Origin of the sequence: Polynucleobacter sp. MWH-UH24A (assembly GCF_018687475.1) — a bacterium.
Classification (GTDB): Bacteria; Pseudomonadota; Gammaproteobacteria; order Burkholderiales; family Burkholderiaceae; genus Polynucleobacter.
This window is the reverse complement of the sequence record NZ_CP061292.1, coordinates 1004902-1025292: the sequence shown is the minus strand read 5'-3', so window position 1 is coordinate 1025292 and position 20391 is coordinate 1004902. Positions and strand designations below refer to the sequence as shown.

The following is a 20391-nucleotide window of genomic DNA, read 5'->3' as shown; positions in this document are numbered from 1 at the left end:
TCATGAGTCAATTACTTGAAATCAAGGTTCCTGACATTGGGGACTACCAAGATGTGCCTGTGATTGAGGTGCATATCAAACCAGGTGATCGCGTTGAGAAAGAGCAGTCCCTCATTACGCTTGAGTCCGATAAGGCCACCATGGATGTGCCATCTTCGCATGCAGGGATCGTGAAAGAGGTTAAGGTCAAGGTCGGAGATAGTATTTCGGAGGGCGGCTTAGTTCTTCTCCTGGAGCCAAGTGATGCGAGCGCATCCGCTGCATCAAGCGCACCAGTTCCTCCAACTTCGGCCCCACAGGCTGCACCTGCTGCGCCAGTACAAAAAACAGTGGCTCCTCCTGCAGCACCCATACCGACCCCGGCAGTGGTGTCAGCCCCAACCTCAACCCCAGCCCCAGTGCGTGCTGAGCCGGCGAGCTCGAGTGATGGTGCAAGCCACGCGAGTCCATCGGTTCGTAAATTCGCTCGTGAGTTGGGTGTCACGATCGCGCAAGTCAAAGGTACGGGACCCAAAGGGCGCATTTCACAAGAGGATGTACAGGCCTTCGTTAAATCCGTCATGAGCGGTGCGAGCGCACCGGCTAATCAAAACTCGGGCGGTAGTTTAGGGGGACTTAATCTTCTTCCATGGCCGAAGGTCGACTTCAGTAAGTTTGGCGAGACTGAGCGTCAACCACTCTCTCGCATCAAAAAACTTTCTGCTGCCAATCTCGCACGCAACTGGGTGATGATTCCGGCAGTAACGTATCACGAGGATGCCGATATTACTGACCTCGAAGCATTTAGAGTTCAGACCAATAAAGAAAATGAGAAGCAAGGCAGCAAGATTACGATGCTTGCCTTTTTAATCAAAGCCTCGGTTGCCGCATTAAAGAAGTACCCCGAGTTCAATGCCTCACTCGATGGCGATGATCTGGTCCTCAAGAAATATTTTCATATTGCCTTTGCAGCCGATACCCCGAACGGTTTAGTGGTTCCGGTGATTCGTAATGCCGATCAAAAAGGGATTTTTGAAATCGCTAGAGAAACTGCGGAACTCGCAGCGCTTGCGCGTGAGGGCAAATTAAAGCCTGAGCAAATGCAAGGAGCCAGCTTTACGATTTCATCATTAGGTGGAATTGGTGGCACGTACTTTGCTCCCATCATTAATGCTCCTGAGGTAGCAATTTTGGGCGTTAGTAAAGCTGCCATGAAACCGGTTTGGGATGGTAAAGAATTTGTCCCACGCTTAATTTGTCCTCTATCGCTCACTGCAGACCATCGGGTGATTGATGGTGCCTTGGCCACGCGATTTAATGTCTATATTTCGCAGTTACTCGCCGACTTCCGTCGTGCTGTTTTGTAGGAGAGGGTGATGAGTCAGCATGCGATCGTAGTCCCTGATATCGGCGATTACTCCGATGTCCCAGTCATTGAAGTGTTGGTGAAGGTTGGTGATGCCATTGAAAAAGAGCAACCACTTATTGTTCTCGAATCCGATAAAGCGACGATGGAGGTTCCTGCCGGTCAAGCGGGTATCGTTACCAGTCTTACGATTAAAGTAGGCGACAAAGTAAGCAAGGGTTCTGTGATTGGGCAACTCGAGGTATCTGCTGCGGCCTCAGCCTCAACTCCCACCGTAGCTTCCAGTCCGGCGATTACAAAATCACCCACACCACCGCCAGTAGCACCTGCAGCTATTCCGGTTCCAGCAGGTGCGTATCAGGGCAAGGTGCAGCACGAATGCGAGGTACTCGTCTTGGGGGCGGGGCCCGGTGGCTACAGTGCGGCATTTCGTAGCGCTGATCTTGGTGCAAACGTTATTCTGGTGGAGCGTTATCCAACCCTTGGCGGTGTTTGCCTGAATGTCGGTTGCATTCCATCAAAAGCCCTTTTACATACTGCAGCCGTGATGGATGAAGTCAAACACATGGCCAAGCACGGTATTGAATTTGCTCCGCCTAAAATTAATCTTGATCAATTGCGTCAACACAAAGAGGGCGTCATTGCGAAGTTAACTGGTGGTCTAGCGGGTATGGCTAAGATGCGCAAGGTTAATGTGGTGCGCGGTTTGGGACGTTTTTTGGATGCGCATCATCTTGAAGTGGATCTGTGCACAGGCAGCGGGCAGGACCTCTCGGGTCAGAAAGAAGTCATTCGTTTTCAGAAAGCCATTATTGCGGCTGGTAGCCAACCGATTGCGTTGCCGTTTATGCCCAAGGACCCCCGCGTGGTCGATAGTACTGGAGCATTATTACTACAGAGTATTCCAAAGCGCATGCTCGTGATTGGTGGCGGCATCATTGGCTTAGAGATGGCCACAGTCTATAGCGCACTCGGTTCACGCATCGATATTGTGGAGATGATGGATGGCTTGATGGCCGGGGCCGATCGCGATCTTGAGCGCGTTTGGGAAAAGATGAACGCCTATCGTTTTGATCGCATTATGCTTAAAACCCGTGCGGTTCGTGCAGAAGCCAAGCCTGATGGTATTGCAGTGTTTTTTGAAGGTGAGAAAGCACCCGATGGCCCGCAACATTATGACCTCGTCTTAGTCGCAGTAGGGCGCACACCAAATGGTAAGAAGATTGATGCAAGTGCAGCCGGAGTGCAAGTTGATGAACGCGGATTCATTCCGGTCGATGCCCAAATGCGAACCAATGTAGCCAATATCTTTGCGATTGGCGACATCGTTGGTCAACCGATGCTAGCGCATAAGGCCGTGCATGAAGGTCATGTTGCAGCCGAAGCAGCGGCTGGTCAGAAGTCCTATTTTGATGCTAAGCAAATTCCGTCGGTGGCCTATACCGATCCGGAAGTCGCGTGGGCAGGGCTTACCGAAGAACAATGTAAGGCACAAGGCATTGCCTATGAGAAAGGCTTATTTCCATGGGCGGCTAGCGGACGAGCCATTGCGAACGGTCGCGATGAAGGCTTTACCAAATTACTCTTTGATGCCAACACCCATCGCATTATTGGCGGAGGAATTGTGGGTACCAATGCAGGCGATCTGATTGGTGAAGTGTGTTTAGCCATTGAGATGGGAGCCGACTCGGTTGACATTGGTAAGACCATTCATCCTCATCCAACTCTTGGTGAATCGGTGGGCTTAGCCGCCGAGGCCCATCATGGATCGTGTACCGATTTACCGCCCGCTAAGAAAAAATAGTCAAGTGGCTTCGAAGCCTTAGCGCCTATAAAAAACCCCGCCGCAGCGGGGTTTTAATCTCAGACGTTCTAATTACTCAGACGATTTCTTAGAAGCCTTCGCTGCTTTGGTAGCGGCTTTGGTAACGGTATCTGCCGCATTTTGCATATTGGCTTGGGCAACTTCCATCGCGTGCTTAATAGCCTTTTGGCTGGTCTCATAGCTATTGTTGGCTGCAGCAATCGCTTGCTTCATCATTTGCACGGCAGCATCGGAGCCAGCAGGTGCATTTTTGGTCCACTCATCGACCATTGATTGCAGTTTTTTCTGGTTAGCCGCGAGCTCTGCTTCTGCAGTCTTGGTAAACGCTTGCGAACTGTCTTGCGCAATCTCGTACAGATCACGACCATAGCTCATCATACGCTCAGCCATTGGCTGAATCATTTGAGCTTGCTGGGCCATGAGTTGTTGTACGTCGCGAACCTCTAGTGCTTTCTTTGCGTTGCTCATGCTCTCGCTCAAGCTATTCTTAGCGATTTGCATGTTGAGCTCAACGAGCTTCTCAACGCTTTTGAGGGCTTGGTTGGTAAGACCGGCGAGGGTCTCGAGGTTGGCCTTCTGGGCCGCTGCAATTTGTTCAGGGGTTAAGTTCATGGTGGACTCCTTTAGTTAAATAGGGGAGACTAGTTTTAGTCATCTTATTCTCAATTATAGAAGATATTATGTTGCATTGCAACAATGAATGTTACCGGTGCGTAAGATATAAATAATCAAATATAATCAATAACTTAAACAATCAATATGACAAACCTTGAAAGCCTTCTATAGCGATCACTTTGTGCTGCCGTTGCCCACCGGACACCGGTTCCCGATGGCCAAGTACAAGATGCTGCGTGATTTAGTCCTTGGACTGCCAAACGTCCAATTGCATGAGGCTCCTCGGGCTAGCGATACGGAGCTCCTTTTGGCGCATGACGCTTCATACGTCCAGCGGGTTATTAGTGGAACTATCAGTGAGGCAGAGCAGAAAGAGATTGGTTTTCCATGGTCCGAGAAAATGGTCGAGCGTTCTCGTCGCTCGGTGGGCGCAACGATTGCGGCATGCCAATCCGCCCTTAAAGAGGGTATGGCCGTCAATCTAGCAGGTGGTACCCATCACGCCTACCGAAACAAGGGATCTGGCTTTTGTGTTTTTAATGATGCCGCGATTGCAGCGCGTGTTTTACTCAAAAGTCCGATTGGTCCCCAAAAAATTGGTATTTTGGATCTGGATGTGCACCAAGGCGATGGCACGGCTGCGATTTTGCAAAACGATGCTGCAATTTGCACGGTCTCGATCCATGGGGAGAAAAACTACCCCTTTGCAAAGGCGAGTAGCGATCTAGATATTGCTCTAGCCGATGGTAGTGGTGACACCATCTACTTAGAGGCCCTTGAAGAGGCTCTCCGTTTTCTATCCAAACAAGGTATTCAGTTTCTGATTTACTTAGCGGGTGCCGATCCCTTCGAAGGCGATCGTTTAGGTCGTCTAAGACTGACGAGCGAGGGATTAGCGGTGCGCGATCAACGCGTCATGGCATTTGTCAGTGAGCAGCGTATCCAGATTGCCATGGCGATGGCTGGAGGGTATGCCAATCCCATTGAAGATACGGTGCGGATCCATTATCAAACCATACAGATTGCGTGTGCGCATCAGCATACAATAGGCGTTTCCAAGCCTTTGTCCACTTCATGAAGTCAGCCACCTCGATTGAGGCATTTGCCGCACCTTTATTTGTCTTTATCTGGAGTACAGGCTTCATCATCGCGCGCTTTGGAATGCCGTATATGGAGCCAGCCACATTTTTATTTCTGCGCTTTACTGGCGTACTAATGGTGATGGGCGTCATCATTTTGTTTTGGAAACCCATCTGGCCTAATCGTTCTCAGACCGGTCACATTGCAGTGGCTGGAGCGCTCTTGCAATTCGGGTACGTCATGGGAGTATGGAGTGCAGTGCGTTTGGGCATGACCGCTGGACTGATTGCATTGATTGTGGGCTTGCAGCCTATCTTGACCGCATGGAGTGCATCATGGGTATCTGAGCGCGTCAATTATCGTCAATGGCTTGGCTTGATATTGGGCATTGGTGGAGTTGCATTAGTAGTTGCCGAGAAAACCAGCTTTTTGGATATTCCAATGAGTGCTTATGGTTTTGCGATTGCCGCGCTATTTGCCATTACCTTTGGCACGCTTTATCAAAAAAAGTACTGTCCTGATTTTGATCTTCGGGCAGGGTCGATGATTCAGTTTTCAATCTCGACCGTTTTGTGTTTAATCGTTGCTTTGCTGTTTGAGACCCGCCAGATCGTCTGGAATGCATCGGTGATTGGCGCCTTACTGTGGGGTATTTTGCCAACCTCGATTGGTGCAATTAGTTTGTTGTTTATCTTGATCCGCAAAGGTGCCGCCACCAAAGTAACCAGCCTTTTATATTTGACGCCCCCAACCACAGCCCTGATGGCCTGGGTTTTGTTCGATGAGCCCTTGACGCTCATGATGCTAGCTGGACTAATGCTCACCATGACCGCGGTGATTTTGGTCAATTACCAAGGAAAAGTGGGCGCTCAACGCTAATCCAGTTATCATTACACAACTGAACTGTGTTCTAGGATTTACGTTGAGATTGATTCAAGCGGTCATTTATTCAGTAACTCATTCTTTGCCTGCCTTGCAGACAAGGGTTCGATACCCCCTCCAGATTCTTCTCCTTGGCATTTTGAGCTTCACTCTCGGTATCGCCGAGCCGGCTCTTGCCCAATCCTCTACCGGAACGCAGACGAACAAACCCAAACAGAGCGCTCAAGGAAATAAATCCAACGCAGCTCAAAAACCAAAGTCTTCGAATTCAAAACAGGTCCGCACCACGGTTAATCGTCCCAAGAATCCTCCGCAGGCGGCTGCACGCCCATCGTTTGCGACGGCGATGGGATTGCGTAACCAGCCCGATGACCTCAATCTGAAGTCGAGCGTGGCCATGGTGGTGGACCAGCATTCGAAAGAAATTCTTTTTGAGAAAAACCCTGATGTTAGTTTGCCAATTGCGTCCATTACGAAGCTCATGACTGCCATGGTGGTGCTTGACTCCAATGCGCCACTCGATGAAGTGCTAACCATTACACAAGAGGATGTGAAGATTTATTCAAAATCCCGCTTAAGTCTGGGTGCCAAGTTAACGCGCGAAGAAGCGCTGCTATTAGCACTCATGTCCTCCGAGAATCGCGCCTCCTATTTATTAGCCCGTAACTATCCTGGTGGGGCAAAGGCTTTTGTCGAGGCCATGAACCATAAGGCGTATTCGTTGGGAATGACAAACTCCAGCTTTACCGATCCAACCGGTCTATTGGCCACCAATGTATCGACTGCTGAGGACTTAGCCAGAATGCTGGTTGCGTCTTATAACTACAAATTGATACGGGAGTTTTCGATCTGGCCTGATACCACCTTGGTGATTAATAAACGCCCGCAGGTGTTCTTAAATACCAACCGTCTTGTGCGCGCTGGTGATATGGAAATTGGTTTACAAAAAACCGGATTCATCAGTGCGGCAGGTAAGTGCTTGGTGATGCAAGCGAAAGTTAATGGCTTGCCATTGCTGTTGGTTTTCTTGGACTCCGTTGGAACCCAATCGCGATTTGCCGATGCAGTGCGCGTACGTGATTGGATTGAGAGCTATCAGCCTGGTGAGCCCAAGCCAATTCGCCGCCTCACCATGTAAGGTTAATCTTTTTTAGGGCTTGGTTTATAGCCCAAACCTTTGGAAATCTGCAGCGCAGTTTCTTGCAAAGCTTTAAGCCAATCGGGTTGCATGCGATCGGTTGGGGAGCTTAGCGATAAACCCGCAACCAATTTGCCAGTGTCATCCAAAATTCCGGCAGCGAGGCAACTCACTCCGAGTTCAAGCTCTTCGTTGTCGCGCGAATGACCTACGTGTCGAACACTCCCAAGCTCGCTCTCAAGCTTGGCCAATTGGGTAATGCTATTGCGCGTGTGTCCAGCAAGGCCAGTGCGTGTCGCATAAGCGCGTACTTGATTGGGATCGTCGACGGCTAAGAATAATTTACCCACGGAGGTAAGGTGCAAGGGGGCACGGCCACCAATTGCTCGGACCACTTGCATTCCAGAGCGCTCACTGTAAGCGCGGTCGACATACACAATTTCATCGCCTTGGCGAACTGAAAGGTTAACCGTCTCTCCAGTCAGCTTATGAAGCGCTCGCATTGGCAATTGGGCGGCTTCTCGAACCGACAAACGCTCTTTAACCAAGTTGCCAAGCTCCAAGAGTCGTAAGCCTAATCGATACGTACCTCCATCACCACGCTCTACCAAGCGGCAAGCAACCATATCATTAAGAATGCGATGGGCCGTAGAAGGGTGCAGCCCTGTTTTTTGAGAGAGTAATTTGAGACTACTAGCTTCTTCTTGATCGGCTAAACAATCAAGCAGGTTCATCATGCGTTCAACGACCTGAATCGCTGTCTTGCCGACTTCACCTGAGTTTTTGTTTGCTTTGCTATCCATATCGATGATTGTAGCCAGTTTTTACAGCATTGCGTATTGTGAAATCTAATGGTAAATCAACACGGGCAATTCAACAACTGCGGTATTAATGATTTGCTTAGGGAAAGGCCCGAACACAATCCGCAATTAGTTTAGGACCTTGATAAATGAGCCCGGTGTAGATTTGCACCAAACTGGCGCCGGCATCGAGTTTTTGTTTGACGTTCTCGCCTGAAAGAATCCCTCCAACCCCAATGATGGGAATGCGATTATGGAGTGCTTGAAATAAATCATGAATGGTTTGATTAGAGCGTGCTAAGACGGGTGATCCCGAGAGGCCGCCAGCTTCGTGACCATGTTCAAGCCCCTCAACGCCCGCGCGAGCAATGGTGGTGTTGGTGGCGATTACCGCATCGATACCAAATTCAATTAAAAGATCGGCAATCAACTTGAGATCTGCCAGTTCAAGATCGGGTGCAATTTTCAGAAAAATTGGCTTGCGTACGCTAAATTGTTGACATAAGTCCTCACGTGTTTGACAAAGTGCTTGCAACAATTGGCGCAGCATCACTTCACCTTGAAGGTCGCGCAAGTTTTTAGTGTTCGGCGATGAGATATTGGCTGTGATGTAGCTCGCTATGGGATAAACCTTGCGCATACCGATGACGTAATCACTGGTAGCGTTCTCGATCGGCGTACTCGCATTCTTCCCAATATTAAGTCCAATGACACCGCCTTCTTGATAAAACCGTGAACGCTTAACCCGTTCAATACAGGCATCAACACCATCGTTATTAAAGCCCATGCGATTAATTAGGGCGTGTGCACTGGGTAGACGAAACATGCGCGGCTTGGGATTGCCTGGTTGTGGCAGTGGCGTAACTGTCCCGATTTCTAAGAATCCAAAGCCAAGGCTTGCGAGTGCGTCGATGTGTTTTCCATCTTTATCTAAGCCGGCGGCCAAACCTACTGGATTACGAAATCGCAATCCACAAAGTTCAATGGGCTTGATGATGGGTTTACCCACCAAGGTTTTAAGAAGACCGCAGCGCTCTAGGCGATCGAGTTGTGCAAATGAAAAATCATGAGCCTCCTCGGGGTCAAGCGAAAACAATAGGGGGCGAACAAGCGGGTAGGTATTAATCATCAGTACGCTGATGCGGCAACAAGCGTTGCCACTGATCGTTGATCAATCCTTCGAGCGGTTGAAATTTAATCTTGTACGACATTTTAGGGCTTTGTGCGATGTAGTATCCCAAATATAAATAGGGCAGACCCAATTGCTGAACCTGATCAATCTGCCAGAGGACACTGTAGGTGCCATAGCTCGAGCTGACTTGAGCGGAATCGTAAAAGGTATAGACCGATGAGATCCCTTGCTCCAATACATCAATCATGCTCACCATACGCAAACGACCAGGATGTGGATCGTGTGGTCCATCCCGAAACTCCACCATGCGCGAGTTAACCCGGCTTTGCAATAAGAACTGGGTGTATTGCTCTTGGTTGTCATGCTCCATCAAGCTTGAATGATGACGGGTTGATTGATACTGTTGATAGAGTTGATAGTGCTCGTCGGTGAAGGCAAGACTCAAGACCTGAGTTTGTAATCCAGCGTGTTTTTGCCAAGCGCGGCGTTGACTGCGATTGGGGGTAAAGGAAGCGACCGGAATGCGCGTTGCGATACAGGCTTTGCAATGATCGCAATAGGGTCGATAGGTGTATGAGCCGCTGCGACGAAACCCTGCATTGACTAAATTGCTATAGACGTCAGCGCCAATTGAGTGGGTGGGTGTAGCCACTTGCGAGCGTGCAATTTGCTTCGGAATGTAGCTACACGGATAGGGTGCCGTAGCGTAGAACTGAATTGCTGTAATCGGTAACTCATGAACACGGCTCATCGCAGGTATCTCTCAAGAATGAACTTATCCATTACCCATTTTTCTTGGATCGGAGCGTGAATAGCGCATGCCACATGCTGCAAAAACTCAGAGCGGCCAATTGGTATCGCACCCAAGGAGCGAAGGTGGGCAGTTTCTTGTTGGCAATCAATTAAGGTCACCCTATGATCGTAGCACCATGCGCATAAAGCTGCCAAAGCCAGCTTCGAGGAGTCACGTACCTTTGAAAACATGGACTCACCAAATACCATCCCCCCAAAGGAGACGCAATATAGCCCGCCAATAGCCTGTTGGTTTTGTTCCAGAGTGATGCAATGGGCATGACCTTGCTCATGCAATGCCGTGTAGGCGTTCATAATTTCATGGGTAATCCAGGTACCGTCTTGGCCCTGACGTTCAGTGGTAGCGCAGGCACGCATCACCCCTGAAAAATCATGGTCAACCCGCAAGGTCAAGCTCGGGTCATCGAGGGTAGCTCGAATTGTTTTACGCAATGACTGACTAATTTTGAGATTCGCGGGATTGAGCGTCATGCGAGGATCAGGCGACCACCACAACACTGGCTGATGATCGGAATACCAGGGAAAAATTCCGCTTCGATAAGCGCGCTCTAGCTGCCCTGAATAAATCCGTTCACTGACTGCCAACAGACCTGGCACTTCGGGGTCCGGATCCGGTTGGGATCGTGGATCGGGGAATGGATCGTTTGGACCAAGCCACGGGATCGTACTCATGCTGGACGATCTGATTTACTCAATGCGTTCACTGGGCAAAATATCGCGAGAGCGTGTTCGGCCGTGATGAAAGCCGCCCGCATGCAGATCCTCAAAATACCATTGCAAGGTCTGCTTTACTGTCGGGAAGGCAAGCTCAGACCAAGGGATCTGCGCCTCAGTAAATAGACCCACTTCCAAGCTCTCTGTACCCGCTTCAAAGTGGGGTGTGCGCATGTGTGCCAAATAGAAGAGGTGGACTTGCTCGACATGCGCCACATTGAGCAGTGAAAACAAGGGGCCAATATCCACGAGAGCACCAGCCTCCTCAAGGGTCTCGCGCGCGGCGCCGTGTTCGGTACTCTCGCCGACTTCTAAGAAGCCTGCTGGCAGAGTCCAATAACCATGCCGTGGGGCAATGGCGCGTCGACACAAAAGAATTTGGTTCTCCCAAATGGGAATGGTGCCAACGACATTGCGTGGATTGCGGTAGTGAATCTCACCGCATTGCTCGCAGACATGACGCATGCGCGTATCGTCAGGCGGTATTTGCAGGCGGACATTGGAGCCGCATGAGGAGCAGTAGTTCATAAATGAGCCGGAATCATTCCACGCAAAGCATTGCACAGCATTATTTCATTAGCGCTCATAACCTGGTTAATAGTCAGGTTCGCCTCGCGGGCATTCATAGTCGGATCCGCCAAGATCGCCGAACGCATGACACCGGGTAACACCCCAGCCGAAAGGGGCGGTGTGAGCCAAGGACCTTTGGGCTCCACGCGAACAAATACGCTGGTGCGCCCACCTTCAGTGACGTGCTCATGCTCGTTGATAAAGAGGGCATCAAAGCCACCGAGCGCCACTGCCTTTTGCCAGCCGGCATCGTAGATCGTGCGCGCGGTGACCTTATGGCGTAATAAGGGATTGTGCGATTGCATGGTGAGTTGTTGCGGTGTGTAATCGTCTTGCAAAATTGCATGGGCCCAAAATAATTTGACGGGTCCATGAAGCATCTCGATTTGTGAATGGGATAGCGACAGTTGACCCGTTGCACTTAAATCAACGCGGACACGATGGACGCAATCCTGCGCTAAATCCGTTGTGGCTGCCTGCACTAGACCAAGCAACCCATCGTAATCAAATTGAATTCCTAAAGCGTGGGCAGAGCTTGATAGGCGCTCGAGATGCCTTGACCAGTTTGCAATTCGGCTTAGGTCCTTACCCGGATTAAAACGAATGGTTTCAAAAATCCCCACACCACTTGGTAAGTTTGTTAAAAACGCCGCCTTCAGTTGGCACTCTTGGTATTCCGTATTCGCATCCGAATCCATTGTGATGCCTGCACCAACACCCAAGATAAAAGCGGATGAACCTGCTTGCGGGTGCTGATCCATTTGTAGCGTTCGGATTGGCACGCTCATGGCAAAGTCGCCGTTTGGATCAAACCAACCCAAGGCTCCGCAATACCAACCGCGTGGTTGATCTTCCAGGGCTTGAATAATCTCCATACTTCGTCTTTTAGGAGCCCCAGTTACCGAGCCACATGGGAACACCGCCCGCAGTACATCTTCAATTCGAAGATCAGGTAACGACCTTGCTTCTACGGTTGATGTCATTTGCAGGACCTGACCATGTTGCTTGACCTCAAAAAGTGCAGGAACATGGACCGATCCCGTTTGCGCAATGCGCCCAAGATCGTTACGCAGGAGATCGACAATCATGACGTTCTCGGCTCGGTTTTTTGGATCGTCGGCTAACTCCTTCGCATGGGCTTGAGTAGCGTCGGCCGTACCTTTCATGGGTTCTGCAATCAAGGTATTGCCAGAGCGTCGAATAAAGAGTTCGGGAGATTGCGATAAGACCGCCTGATGACCATCTTCAATGAATGCACCATAGCGACCTGGCTGCCGCTCTCGCAAGCGCGCATACAGTGCAAGGGGTGAGCCATAGGCTTTTCCATACACTCGATAGGAGTGATTAATTTGATAGGTATCGCCCGCCTCAATCCATGCATGAATGCGCGCAATATCCTCTGCAAAACGCATTGGGTTGATTGAGTCGTGCCGATCGAGGATGCCACTGGGTGTTGACTCAATCGCTAAGCGTTCATGCAAAAATGCATCGACTGCCTCTTTGGGTAATTTGCTGACTTCACTAAAAGACCATGCTCTCAATAAAGGCAGTGGCTCTGGGTGTTTGCAGCTTATTCCTTGCCAGTAATAACCGAGTTCGTAGGCAAAGAGTGCAACAACATAATGGCCTTGGCGCAAGGCCGCTTCAATACCATTAAAACAGGCATCTAACTCACAAAATCGATTGGCATGCCATTGTTCTTGGACGTGTTGATAGAGTCGGCTAGTCGGCTGCTCCCGACTACTCTCAACATCGTCTAACAATAGCATTGACTTATTTGAGGATGGTGACCGACTCAATAACAACGGAGGTGTTAGGTACATCAGCCATCCGGCCGCGCGGGGTTGAAGCAACACCGGTTGGTACTTGTTTGATCTTATCGATGGTTTGTGTTCCTGAAATTACTTTTCCAAAGACGGTATAGCCATTACCCATTGCATTTGGAAAGTCTAAGCCTGGGTTGTCTTTGACATTAATATAAAACTGCGCAGTTGCTGAATCGGGATCTGAGGTTCTTGCCATAGCAATGGTGTAGACCTGGTTCTTTAAACCATTTTGCGCTTCGGAGACTACAGGCGGCTGCGTTGGTTTTTGTACCAAATCAGTGGTAAAGCCGCCACCTTGAACCATAAAACCATTAATAACGCGATGGAATACAGTGCCGTTATAAAAACCACTCTTTACATACCCCAAAAAATTATTGACGGTCTTGGGGGCCTTCTCGGAGTCAAGATCGACGACGAAGTTACCAAGGTTGGTCTTAAATTCCACTTTAGGTCCTGCGTACGAAAAGCCTGAGAGGGCAGTGATACTAACTGCAAGACCAAGCGAGAGCCAAAATTTGCGCATCGTATTTCCTTTAATTGCAATGGTTATGGATGCTTCATTGTATTAGCGATTCGCGCATGCTTGGGCAAGTTCATTCCAGGCTGTGGTGTAGTTAGGGCTACGTTGTGAAGAGCGCATGGTCCACTGTGGACGTAGGCCAGCGGCTGCGAGGCGCAGAGTGTTGGAACCATATTCGTGATTAAGTCGATCCATCACCTGCATGAGTTGGGAGGAACACTCTCTTTGTGGTGCATGACAAAAAAGATCACCCTGATCATGCCCGGCTGGATGCAGATCGAAGAGCATCACCCCCGCTTTCTTGTATGCAAAGCCAGGACGATAAATGTGTTCAATGCCTGCGCTGGCGTGTTTGGCCAATACGCGGGTGTCATCCGTACCCATCAATAGGGGGATGGTGATACTTTTGGCATATTGGGGATGATGGGGCGCAAATGGATTGGTGCGTAGATAAACGAGGAGGTGTGAGCACCACGAACCTTGCTGGCGTAATTTCTCAGCTGCACGTGTGACATAACTGACTACCGCTTGGCGCAACTCATCGAGTTGATGAACAGGCTTACCAAAACTTTTACTCGAGATAATTTGGTGTTTACGAACCGCCTGGTGCTCTTCGGTGTCTTCTAAAGTAAGGCAACTCACCCCGTTGAGCTCATGCACGGTACGCTCAAGCACGACACCAAAGCGTTTACGAATCAAACTCGTTTGTGCATATTTCAGATCGCATACGCTACGCATACCAAATTGCTCAAGTTGGATTTTTAGGCGACGACCCACCCCCCATACTTCACCAATATCGATATCGGCCATCAAAGCATCGGCCTCAAGGCGATTGCAATGTGACCAGCTAAATACGCCTTGATAATGCAAACGTTTCTTAGCAATGTGATTGGCTAATTTGGCCAAGGTCTTGCTATGACCAATCCCAACGCAGGTTGGTAATCCTAAATATTGCTTAATGCGTTTACGCATTCGGTGGGCATGCGCTACCAAATCATTTGGAATGCCTGTTAGATCAAGAAAGCATTCATCAATCGAATACATTTCTTGATGGGGGGTAAATTCGCTTAAGAGGGCCATTAGGCGCGCGCTCATATCGCCATACAAGGTGTAGTTGGAGCTTAGCCAAATTAAGCCGTGCGAGTGCATCAGATGTTTGGCTTCAAAGAAGGGGGCTCCCATCCGAATTCCGAGTGCGCGGGCTTCTTGGCTACGGGCAACGATGCAACCATCATTATTGGATAAAACCACAACGGGCTTGCCCTCGAGGCGAGGATTGAATACGCGCTCGCACGACACATAAAAATTATTGCCATCCACTAGAGCAAAGACAGGGCGCATAGGCAATCTACACCTTATGGATTACGTGGGCCACAACCCCCCAAATTTGCAACTCTTGTCCCTGACGAATCTCGATGGCGGGGTAGTTGGGATTATCAGCGCAGAGCAAAATCTTGCCGCGTTGTTGATGTAAGCGTTTGACAGTGAGTTCTCCATCGAGCGCTGCAATGACCACCCGACCATGACTGGGTTCAAGCGAGCGATCTACCACCAATAAGTCACCATCATGAATACCCGCCCCAATCATCGAGTCGCCCTTGACTCGTAAGAAAAAAGTAGCCTCCGGATGCAAGACCAGGTGTTCATTGAGATCAAGGCGTTTGTCGTAATGATCGGCTGCTGGTGACGGAAATCCAGCAGGCGCACGTCCAGCAATCAGAGGTCGATAACACGATTCGTGCCGGATGGGGGTGAGGCACGAGGACGGCAGAGGGGGTAAATGAACCGATTTCATATACTGTATATTTATACAGTATATCGTAGTTTTATTAGTTCAGAAACGGCTGATGCGTCAGCTTTGATTGGCTTGATCATCCAAACTACGCAAGAAAGCCATACGTTCTGCAATCTTACTTTCTAGGCCACGCTCAACTGGCTCATACCAGCGCGGCTCCTCCATACCCTCAGGTAGGTAGGATTCTCCAGCAGCATACGCGTGGGGTTCATCATGCGCGTAGCGATAGGCATGACCATGCCCTAGGTCTTTCATGAGTTGGGTTGGCGCATTACGCAAGTGCACCGGCACTTCACGACTGCGATCAGTGGCAACAAAAGCGCGAGCCGCATTAAATGCTTGGTAGCTCGCATTGCTTTTGGGCGCAACGGCTAGATAAACCACGGCTTGCCCTAGCGCCAGTTCGCCCTCAGGGGATCCCAAGCGCTCATAGGTTTGCGCGGCATCATTGGCAAGTTGCATGGCGCGCGGATCTGCTAGACCAATATCTTCCCACGCCATCCGAATAATCCGACGCGCAAGATAGCGGGGATCGGCACCGCCATCGAGCATTCGGCACAACCAATAGAGCGCGGCATCCGGATGCGAACCACGGACTGATTTATGTAAGGCCGAGATCTGGTCATAAAACTGATCACCACCCTTATCAAAGCGCCGCGTATTGAGATTGAGGGTGTTCTCAATCCGAGCTCGATCCACCGTAGTGATTCCCTGGGTGCGTACAGTTTGTTGCAATTGCTCGACCAAGTTGATTAAGCGCCGTGCATCTCCATCGGCGTAGGTCACGATGGTAGTGATGGCATCGTCACTCAATGCAATGGTGGGTAAGGCATGCGCGCACGCACGCGTTACAAGTTGTTTTAACTCATCGTTGGTGAGTGACTTGAGAACATAGACTTGAGCACGTGAGAGGAGGGCAGCATTAACCTCGAACGAGGGGTTCTCGGTGGTTGCGCCAATCACAGTGAAAAGACCAGATTCCATATGCGGCAGCAGCGCATCTTGTTGACTCTTATTAAACCGATGAATCTCATCAACAAATAGGATGGTTTGCCGACCAAATTGAGCCATGTCGTGGTGTGCTTGCTCAATGGCCTCTCGGATTTCTTTAACACCGGCAAGGACCGCTGAGATCGCGATGAAAGAGTGACGAAAGGCTTGTGCGGATAATCTGGCGATGGTGGTTTTACCAACTCCAGGCGGTCCCCACAAAATCATCGAATGCGGTTGACCGCTTTCAAAGGCTAAGCGCAATGGTTTACCAGGCCCCAATAGATGCGCCTGTCCAATGACTTCATCGATTTGTTTGGGACGCAAGGCCTCGGCCAATGGTGCAATGGGTTTGGTGTCAAAGAGGCCGGGCATCATCTTCCTATTCTCGCACTTTTGTTGGTTGTTATAAGGTCATGACCATGACATAAAGTCCGCTAAAATGATGCGATGAACGAAGATAAAGAATTCGCATTTGAAAAGAAGTTACGTCCTTTGCCACGTTGGATATTCATGTCCCGCTGGCTACAAGCCCCCTTATATATCGGACTCATTGTTGCGCAAGGCGTTTATGTCTGGCAGTTTTGGATGGAGCTCGCGCATTTAATCTCGATGATGAAGGACAAAGACCTCACTGAGACTGCCTTAATGTTAGTTGTATTGGGATTAATCGATGTGGTAATGATCTCAAATCTTTTAGTGATGGTGATTGTGGGTGGTTGGGAAACCTTTGTATCGCGCCTTGATCTACAAAATCATCCCGATGAGCCTGAATGGCTCTCCCATGTTAATGCGGGCGTCTTGAAGGTCAAATTAGCAACCGCGATTATTGGCATTTCCTCGATTCATTTATTGAAGACTTTTATCAATGCCTCTGCCTACGATGAGAAAACACTGATCTGGCAAACCTTGATCCACGTGACCTTTGTGTTATCGGCTATTTCGATTGCCTATACCGAGAAGATTATTGCCAGCACCTATCACAAGAAGCACGAGTAACTAGGCGTTGCGCACCAAGCTAGTTAGACCCGCCCATATCAAACAAAGTGCTGCCACGACTGTTAAATGCGTGCGCATCTTTAGGAATGCACTCGCAGCGTCTTGGTTTGTGAAGTAATAACGGTAGGTGTTTTGATCAATCACGCGCTGAACGACGAGGGTTGCTGCGAGCAGTAAAAGCGCAAGCGGAATGAAGATATGAATCGCCAACCAAGCAATCAGTGCTGGCATGATTCCCCAAATCCAAACGCTATGATCAAGCCAGCGATTGTGGGTTGACTCACTAAGCGTCTTAAAACAAGCCCCCCAGTGCAGGGCACCCAAAAACGAGACGATCACCGCACCATATGCCACGAGTGACTCGAGGGCAATCAGGTCATTGGGGCTGTCGGCGAGCTGAACCATGAAGGCTAGACCAATAAATGGCATGAGGCCGGCGTATCCGAGGATCCGCACGATGGTTGGTAAGGGCATCTCACTTTTTATCGTAGGCATACACTCCGCGTCCAGTCTTGCGTCCTAGATGTCCTTTGGCAACCAAATCAATCAGGTATGGCGATGGACGATATTTATCGTCCTTAAATTCTTTGTGATACACCTCCATAATGGCTAGGCAAGTATCTAAACCAATTAGATCAGCCAATGCCAGTGGACCGATGGGGTGATTGCACCCAAGTTTCATGCCGGTATCAATATCTTCTGGGCTCGCAATTCCTTCATGCAAGACAAAGAAAGCTTCATTAATCATTGGTAGAAGGATGCGATTGACCACAAAGCCAGGTGAGCTTTGTACGGTAATGGGTTCCTTGCCCATGCGCGTGGCCATTGCCAGCACGGCCTTGAGGGTCTCGGGACTGGTTTGCTTACCCATAATGACCTCGATGAGGGCCATTAGGGGTGGGGGATTAAAGAAATGAATCCCAATAAAGCGCTCTGGTCGTGAGTTGCGTGAACCCAGATGCGTAATCGAGATGGATGAAGTATTGCTCGCAATAATGGCATCTTTGCTGACCACCTGATCGACTTGCTGCAAGATCGATTCTTTGATGGCTTGATTTTCTGTGGCGGCCTCAATGACTAAAGAGACTTGAGCCAGATCGGCGTAATGTGTCGTTGTTTTAATCCGTGCCAATGTTTGGGATTTTTGCTCCACATTCATCACTTCTTTTTTAATGAGGCGATCAAGGCTATTACTTAGTGCTGCCAAACCTTTCTCGAGTGCCGCATCGTTAACATCAAGTAACAGGACATCATACCCAGCGCTCGCAGCCACTTGTGCAATGCCATTGCCCATCGTGCCAGCGCCAATAATTCCAATGGAGGTGATCGTCATTTTGATACCTTCCTGCGTTGATACTGAGTTGCACCAAATAACTGCTCTTTTTCTTTCGAATCCATCTCGGGCTTACGTAAGGTGGTCAGTACCTCAACTCCGCGCTGCACGGCAGGTCGTGCACCAACCATCTCAAACCAGCGTTTGAAGTTCGGGTAGTCCTTAAGGTCCATACCTTGCTTGTCCCAACGACGAGTCCATGGAAAGATCGCAATATCGGCGATGGTGTATTCATTACCAACGATGTACGGATGTTTCTTTAAACGCTCATCCAAAACACCATACAAACGCTTGGCCTCATTGGTATAACGCTCGATTGCGTAATCAATTTTTTGAGGTGCATACAAACGGAAATGATGATTTTGACCGAGCATCGGACCCAGGCCACCCATCTGGAACATCAGCCATTCCATCGTCTCGTATTTACCGCGAATCGATTTGGGTAAAAAGCGTCCCGTTTTGTTAGCCAGGTAGAGCAAGATGGCGCCGGATTCAAATAGATGGATTGGTTTGCCATCGGGTCCATCCGGATCAACGATGGCTGGAATCTTATTATTGGGACTGATTTTCAGAAAGGCTGGCTTGAACTGATCCCCTTTGCCAATATCAATTGGAATGGCGCGCCAATCGCGATCTAAGCGATAGCCGCATTCTTCCAGCATGATATGGATCTTATGGCCATTGGGAGTGGCCCAACTGTATACATCAATCATGGATTTTTTCATCATGGCTCTCTTGTTTGTAATGATTATGACGCTAAGGCCTGCAAGCGATGTAGCGCGGTCTTGAGCGTTGACTCTTGCTTGGCAAAACAGAAACGGATAACACCCGATTCGGTTTGATTGGCATAAAAAGCCGAGTTTGGAATCGCTGCAACCCCTAACTCCGTGGTTAACCAGCGGCAAAATTCGGCCTCTGAGAGGCTTGCTTCCTTACGCGGTAAGGCGGTGTAATCAACGCATTGAAAGTAACTTCCTGCGCAGGGTAATAACTTAAGGGGGGTGCTAGCAAGACCCGCACGGAAATAATCCCGCTTGGCTTGGTAAAACGCGGGAAGACCAAGGTAATGCTCGGGGTTTTGCAGATAGTGGGCAATGCCATATTGCATCGGTGTGTTGACGGAAAACACATTAAATTGATGCACCTTTCGGTATTCATGCATCAGTGCAGCCGGTGCAGCAATAAATGCCAATTTCCATCCAGTGACATGAAAGGTCTTCCCAAAACTTGAGACCACAAAACTACGCTCTGCCAATGCTGCATGGCGCGCAATGCTCTCGTGCGGTTTGCCATCAAAGACCATGTGCTCATATACCTCATCACTGAGTATCAAGATCGAGGTATCTTTGACCAACGAATACAAACGCTCTAAATCTGCAGCACTCCAAATACTAGCTGTGGGGTTATGTGGCGTGTTGGTTAGGATTAATCGGGTCTTTGGAGTAATTGCATTCGCTAGCGCTTCCCATGGCAAGGCATACGAATCGACGAGTCCATCACCATCGCGCACAATCTCCATGGCAATTGGTATGGCCTTACCACCCGCTAATTGAATGGCTGGTAAGTAACTATCAAAGGCAGGTTCAATCACAATGACTTCGTCATTGGGACCGACACAAGCAGCAATTGCAGTAAAGATTGCTTGGGTTGCTCCCGCAGTCACTGTAATTTCAGAATGCGGATCGTAGTGATGGCCATAAAGGGTTGCAATCTTAAGTGCAAGAGCTTGGCGAAGTTCAGCAATGCCTGGCATCGGTGCGTATTGGTTATGACCCAAATGCATGGCGTGATTGACGGCATCGAGTACGGCTGGATCGCACGGAAAATCCGGAAATCCTTGACCGAGGTTAATGGCCTGGTGTTCAGCTGCCAATGCCGACATGGTGGTGAAGATGGTGGTACCAACGTGTGGCAGTTTGGAGGCAAACCAGCCTTCAGATGCAAGACTATCGCTAGAATGATGAGTTTGGAGTAGCGGTGATGGCATGACTAAATTGTGCCACGCTGACTCTGA

21 protein-coding genes are annotated in these 20391 nt (G+C 49.4%); 6 read left to right on the top strand and 15 right to left on the bottom strand.

Going from position 1 to position 20391, the window contains the following annotated elements:
• Positions 1-2: 2 nt before the first annotated feature.
• Together aceF and lpdA are read left to right on the top strand one after the other, a co-directional pair.
• Positions 3-1346: a dihydrolipoyllysine-residue acetyltransferase gene (gene aceF / locus ICV32_RS05430; RefSeq protein WP_215368542.1), complete on the top strand. Its 1344-nt coding sequence runs from the start codon at positions 3-5 to the stop codon at positions 1344-1346.
• 9 nt (positions 1347-1355) lie between these two features.
• Positions 1356-3149, top strand: coding sequence for a dihydrolipoyl dehydrogenase (lpdA, locus tag ICV32_RS05425; RefSeq protein WP_215368537.1), 1794 nt, complete (start codon positions 1356-1358; stop codon positions 3147-3149).
• A gap of 72 nt (positions 3150-3221) precedes the next feature.
• Here lpdA and ICV32_RS05420 read toward each other — a convergent pair whose 3' ends face one another.
• Positions 3222-3782, bottom strand: a complete 561-nt coding sequence (locus tag ICV32_RS05420) for a phasin family protein (protein ID WP_215368536.1) — start codon at positions 3780-3782, stop codon at positions 3222-3224.
• Positions 3783-3939: 157 nt separating this feature from the next.
• Here ICV32_RS05420 and ICV32_RS05415 point away from each other — a divergent pair, with 157 nt between their 5' ends.
• The 3 genes from ICV32_RS05415 to ICV32_RS05405 are packed head-to-tail and all read left to right on the top strand — an operon-like array spanning position 3940 to position 6885.
• The gene (locus ICV32_RS05415) at positions 3940-4863 is read left to right on the top strand and encodes a histone deacetylase (protein WP_371817045.1); all 924 of its coding nucleotides are present in this window, start codon (positions 3940-3942) and stop codon (positions 4861-4863) included.
• Positions 4860-5744, top strand: a complete 885-nt coding sequence (locus tag ICV32_RS05410; protein ID WP_215368535.1) for a DMT family transporter — start codon at positions 4860-4862, stop codon at positions 5742-5744. The genes ICV32_RS05415 and ICV32_RS05410 overlap by 4 nt, the downstream gene beginning before the upstream one ends.
• 43 nt (positions 5745-5787) lie before the next feature.
• Entirely contained in the window at positions 5788-6885 is a 1098-nt protein-coding gene (locus ICV32_RS05405; protein ID WP_251371810.1) for a serine hydrolase, read from the top strand.
• 2 nt (positions 6886-6887) lie between these two features.
• Here ICV32_RS05405 and ICV32_RS05400 read toward each other — a convergent pair whose 3' ends face one another.
• From ICV32_RS05400 to ICV32_RS05355, 10 genes are all read right to left on the bottom strand, one after another.
• Positions 6888-7688 carry an IclR family transcriptional regulator gene (locus ICV32_RS05400; RefSeq protein ID WP_215368534.1) on the bottom strand — a complete coding sequence of 267 codons (801 nt, stop codon included), beginning with the start codon at positions 7686-7688 and terminating at the stop codon, positions 6888-6890.
• A gap of 97 nt (positions 7689-7785) precedes the next feature.
• Positions 7786-8814 carry a quinone-dependent dihydroorotate dehydrogenase gene (locus tag ICV32_RS05395; protein WP_215368533.1) on the bottom strand — a complete coding sequence of 343 codons (1029 nt, stop codon included), beginning with the start codon at positions 8812-8814 and terminating at the stop codon, positions 7786-7788.
• Entirely contained in the window at positions 8807-9568 is a 762-nt protein-coding gene (locus tag ICV32_RS05390) for an arginyltransferase (RefSeq protein ID WP_215368532.1), read from the bottom strand. The genes ICV32_RS05395 and ICV32_RS05390 overlap by 8 nt, the downstream gene beginning before the upstream one ends.
• Positions 9565-10302, bottom strand: a complete 738-nt coding sequence (gene aat / locus ICV32_RS05385; protein WP_215368530.1) for a leucyl/phenylalanyl-tRNA--protein transferase — start codon at positions 10300-10302, stop codon at positions 9565-9567. The genes ICV32_RS05390 and aat overlap by 4 nt, the downstream gene beginning before the upstream one ends.
• Before the next feature lie 15 nt (positions 10303-10317).
• Positions 10318-10872 carry an NUDIX hydrolase gene (locus ICV32_RS05380; protein ID WP_215368528.1) on the bottom strand — a complete coding sequence of 185 codons (555 nt, stop codon included), beginning with the start codon at positions 10870-10872 and terminating at the stop codon, positions 10318-10320.
• Complete coding sequence (locus tag ICV32_RS05375; protein ID WP_215368526.1) at positions 10869-12683, bottom strand: bifunctional chorismate-binding protein/class IV aminotransferase; 1815 nt, start codon at positions 12681-12683, stop codon at positions 10869-10871. The genes ICV32_RS05380 and ICV32_RS05375 overlap by 4 nt, the downstream gene beginning before the upstream one ends.
• A 4-nt stretch (positions 12684-12687) precedes the next feature.
• Entirely contained in the window at positions 12688-13263 is a 576-nt protein-coding gene (locus ICV32_RS05370) for a peptidylprolyl isomerase (RefSeq protein ID WP_215368525.1), read from the bottom strand.
• Between the two features lie 42 nt (positions 13264-13305).
• The gene (locus tag ICV32_RS05365) at positions 13306-14601 is read right to left on the bottom strand and encodes a Y-family DNA polymerase (protein ID WP_215368524.1); all 1296 of its coding nucleotides are present in this window, start codon (positions 14599-14601) and stop codon (positions 13306-13308) included.
• A gap of 7 nt (positions 14602-14608) precedes the next feature.
• Positions 14609-15055 carry a LexA family transcriptional regulator gene (locus ICV32_RS05360; RefSeq protein ID WP_215368523.1) on the bottom strand — a complete coding sequence of 149 codons (447 nt, stop codon included), beginning with the start codon at positions 15053-15055 and terminating at the stop codon, positions 14609-14611.
• A 57-nt stretch (positions 15056-15112) separates the two neighbouring features.
• Positions 15113-16420 (bottom strand): replication-associated recombination protein A, encoded by a 1308-nt coding sequence (locus ICV32_RS05355; protein WP_215372581.1) that lies wholly within the window; start codon positions 16418-16420, stop codon positions 15113-15115.
• Positions 16421-16495: 75 nt separating this feature from the next.
• On the opposite strand from ICV32_RS05355, the gene ICV32_RS05350 reads away from it, so the two are divergent.
• Entirely contained in the window at positions 16496-17044 is a 549-nt protein-coding gene (locus tag ICV32_RS05350) for a TIGR00645 family protein (protein WP_215368522.1), read from the top strand.
• Here the strand turns inward: ICV32_RS05350 and ICV32_RS05345 are convergent, their stop codons facing one another.
• From ICV32_RS05345 to ICV32_RS05330, 4 genes are read right to left on the bottom strand one after another with little or no spacing between them, the layout of a single operon-like run.
• The gene (locus ICV32_RS05345; RefSeq protein WP_251371809.1) at positions 17045-17539 is read right to left on the bottom strand and encodes a DUF3429 domain-containing protein; all 495 of its coding nucleotides are present in this window, start codon (positions 17537-17539) and stop codon (positions 17045-17047) included.
• Entirely contained in the window at positions 17520-18377 is an 858-nt protein-coding gene (locus tag ICV32_RS05340; RefSeq protein WP_215368521.1) for a 3-hydroxybutyryl-CoA dehydrogenase, read from the bottom strand. Before ICV32_RS05340 ends, ICV32_RS05345 begins: the two co-directional genes overlap by 20 nt.
• On the bottom strand, positions 18374-19090 hold the full coding sequence (locus ICV32_RS05335) for a glutathione binding-like protein (protein WP_215372578.1): 717 nt from the start codon (positions 19088-19090) through the stop codon (positions 18374-18376). Before ICV32_RS05335 ends, ICV32_RS05340 begins: the two co-directional genes overlap by 4 nt.
• 35 nt (positions 19091-19125) lie before the next feature.
• Positions 19126-20364: a pyridoxal phosphate-dependent aminotransferase gene (locus ICV32_RS05330; RefSeq protein ID WP_215372577.1), complete on the bottom strand. Its 1239-nt coding sequence runs from the start codon at positions 20362-20364 to the stop codon at positions 19126-19128.
• Positions 20365-20391: the final 27 nt, after the last annotated feature.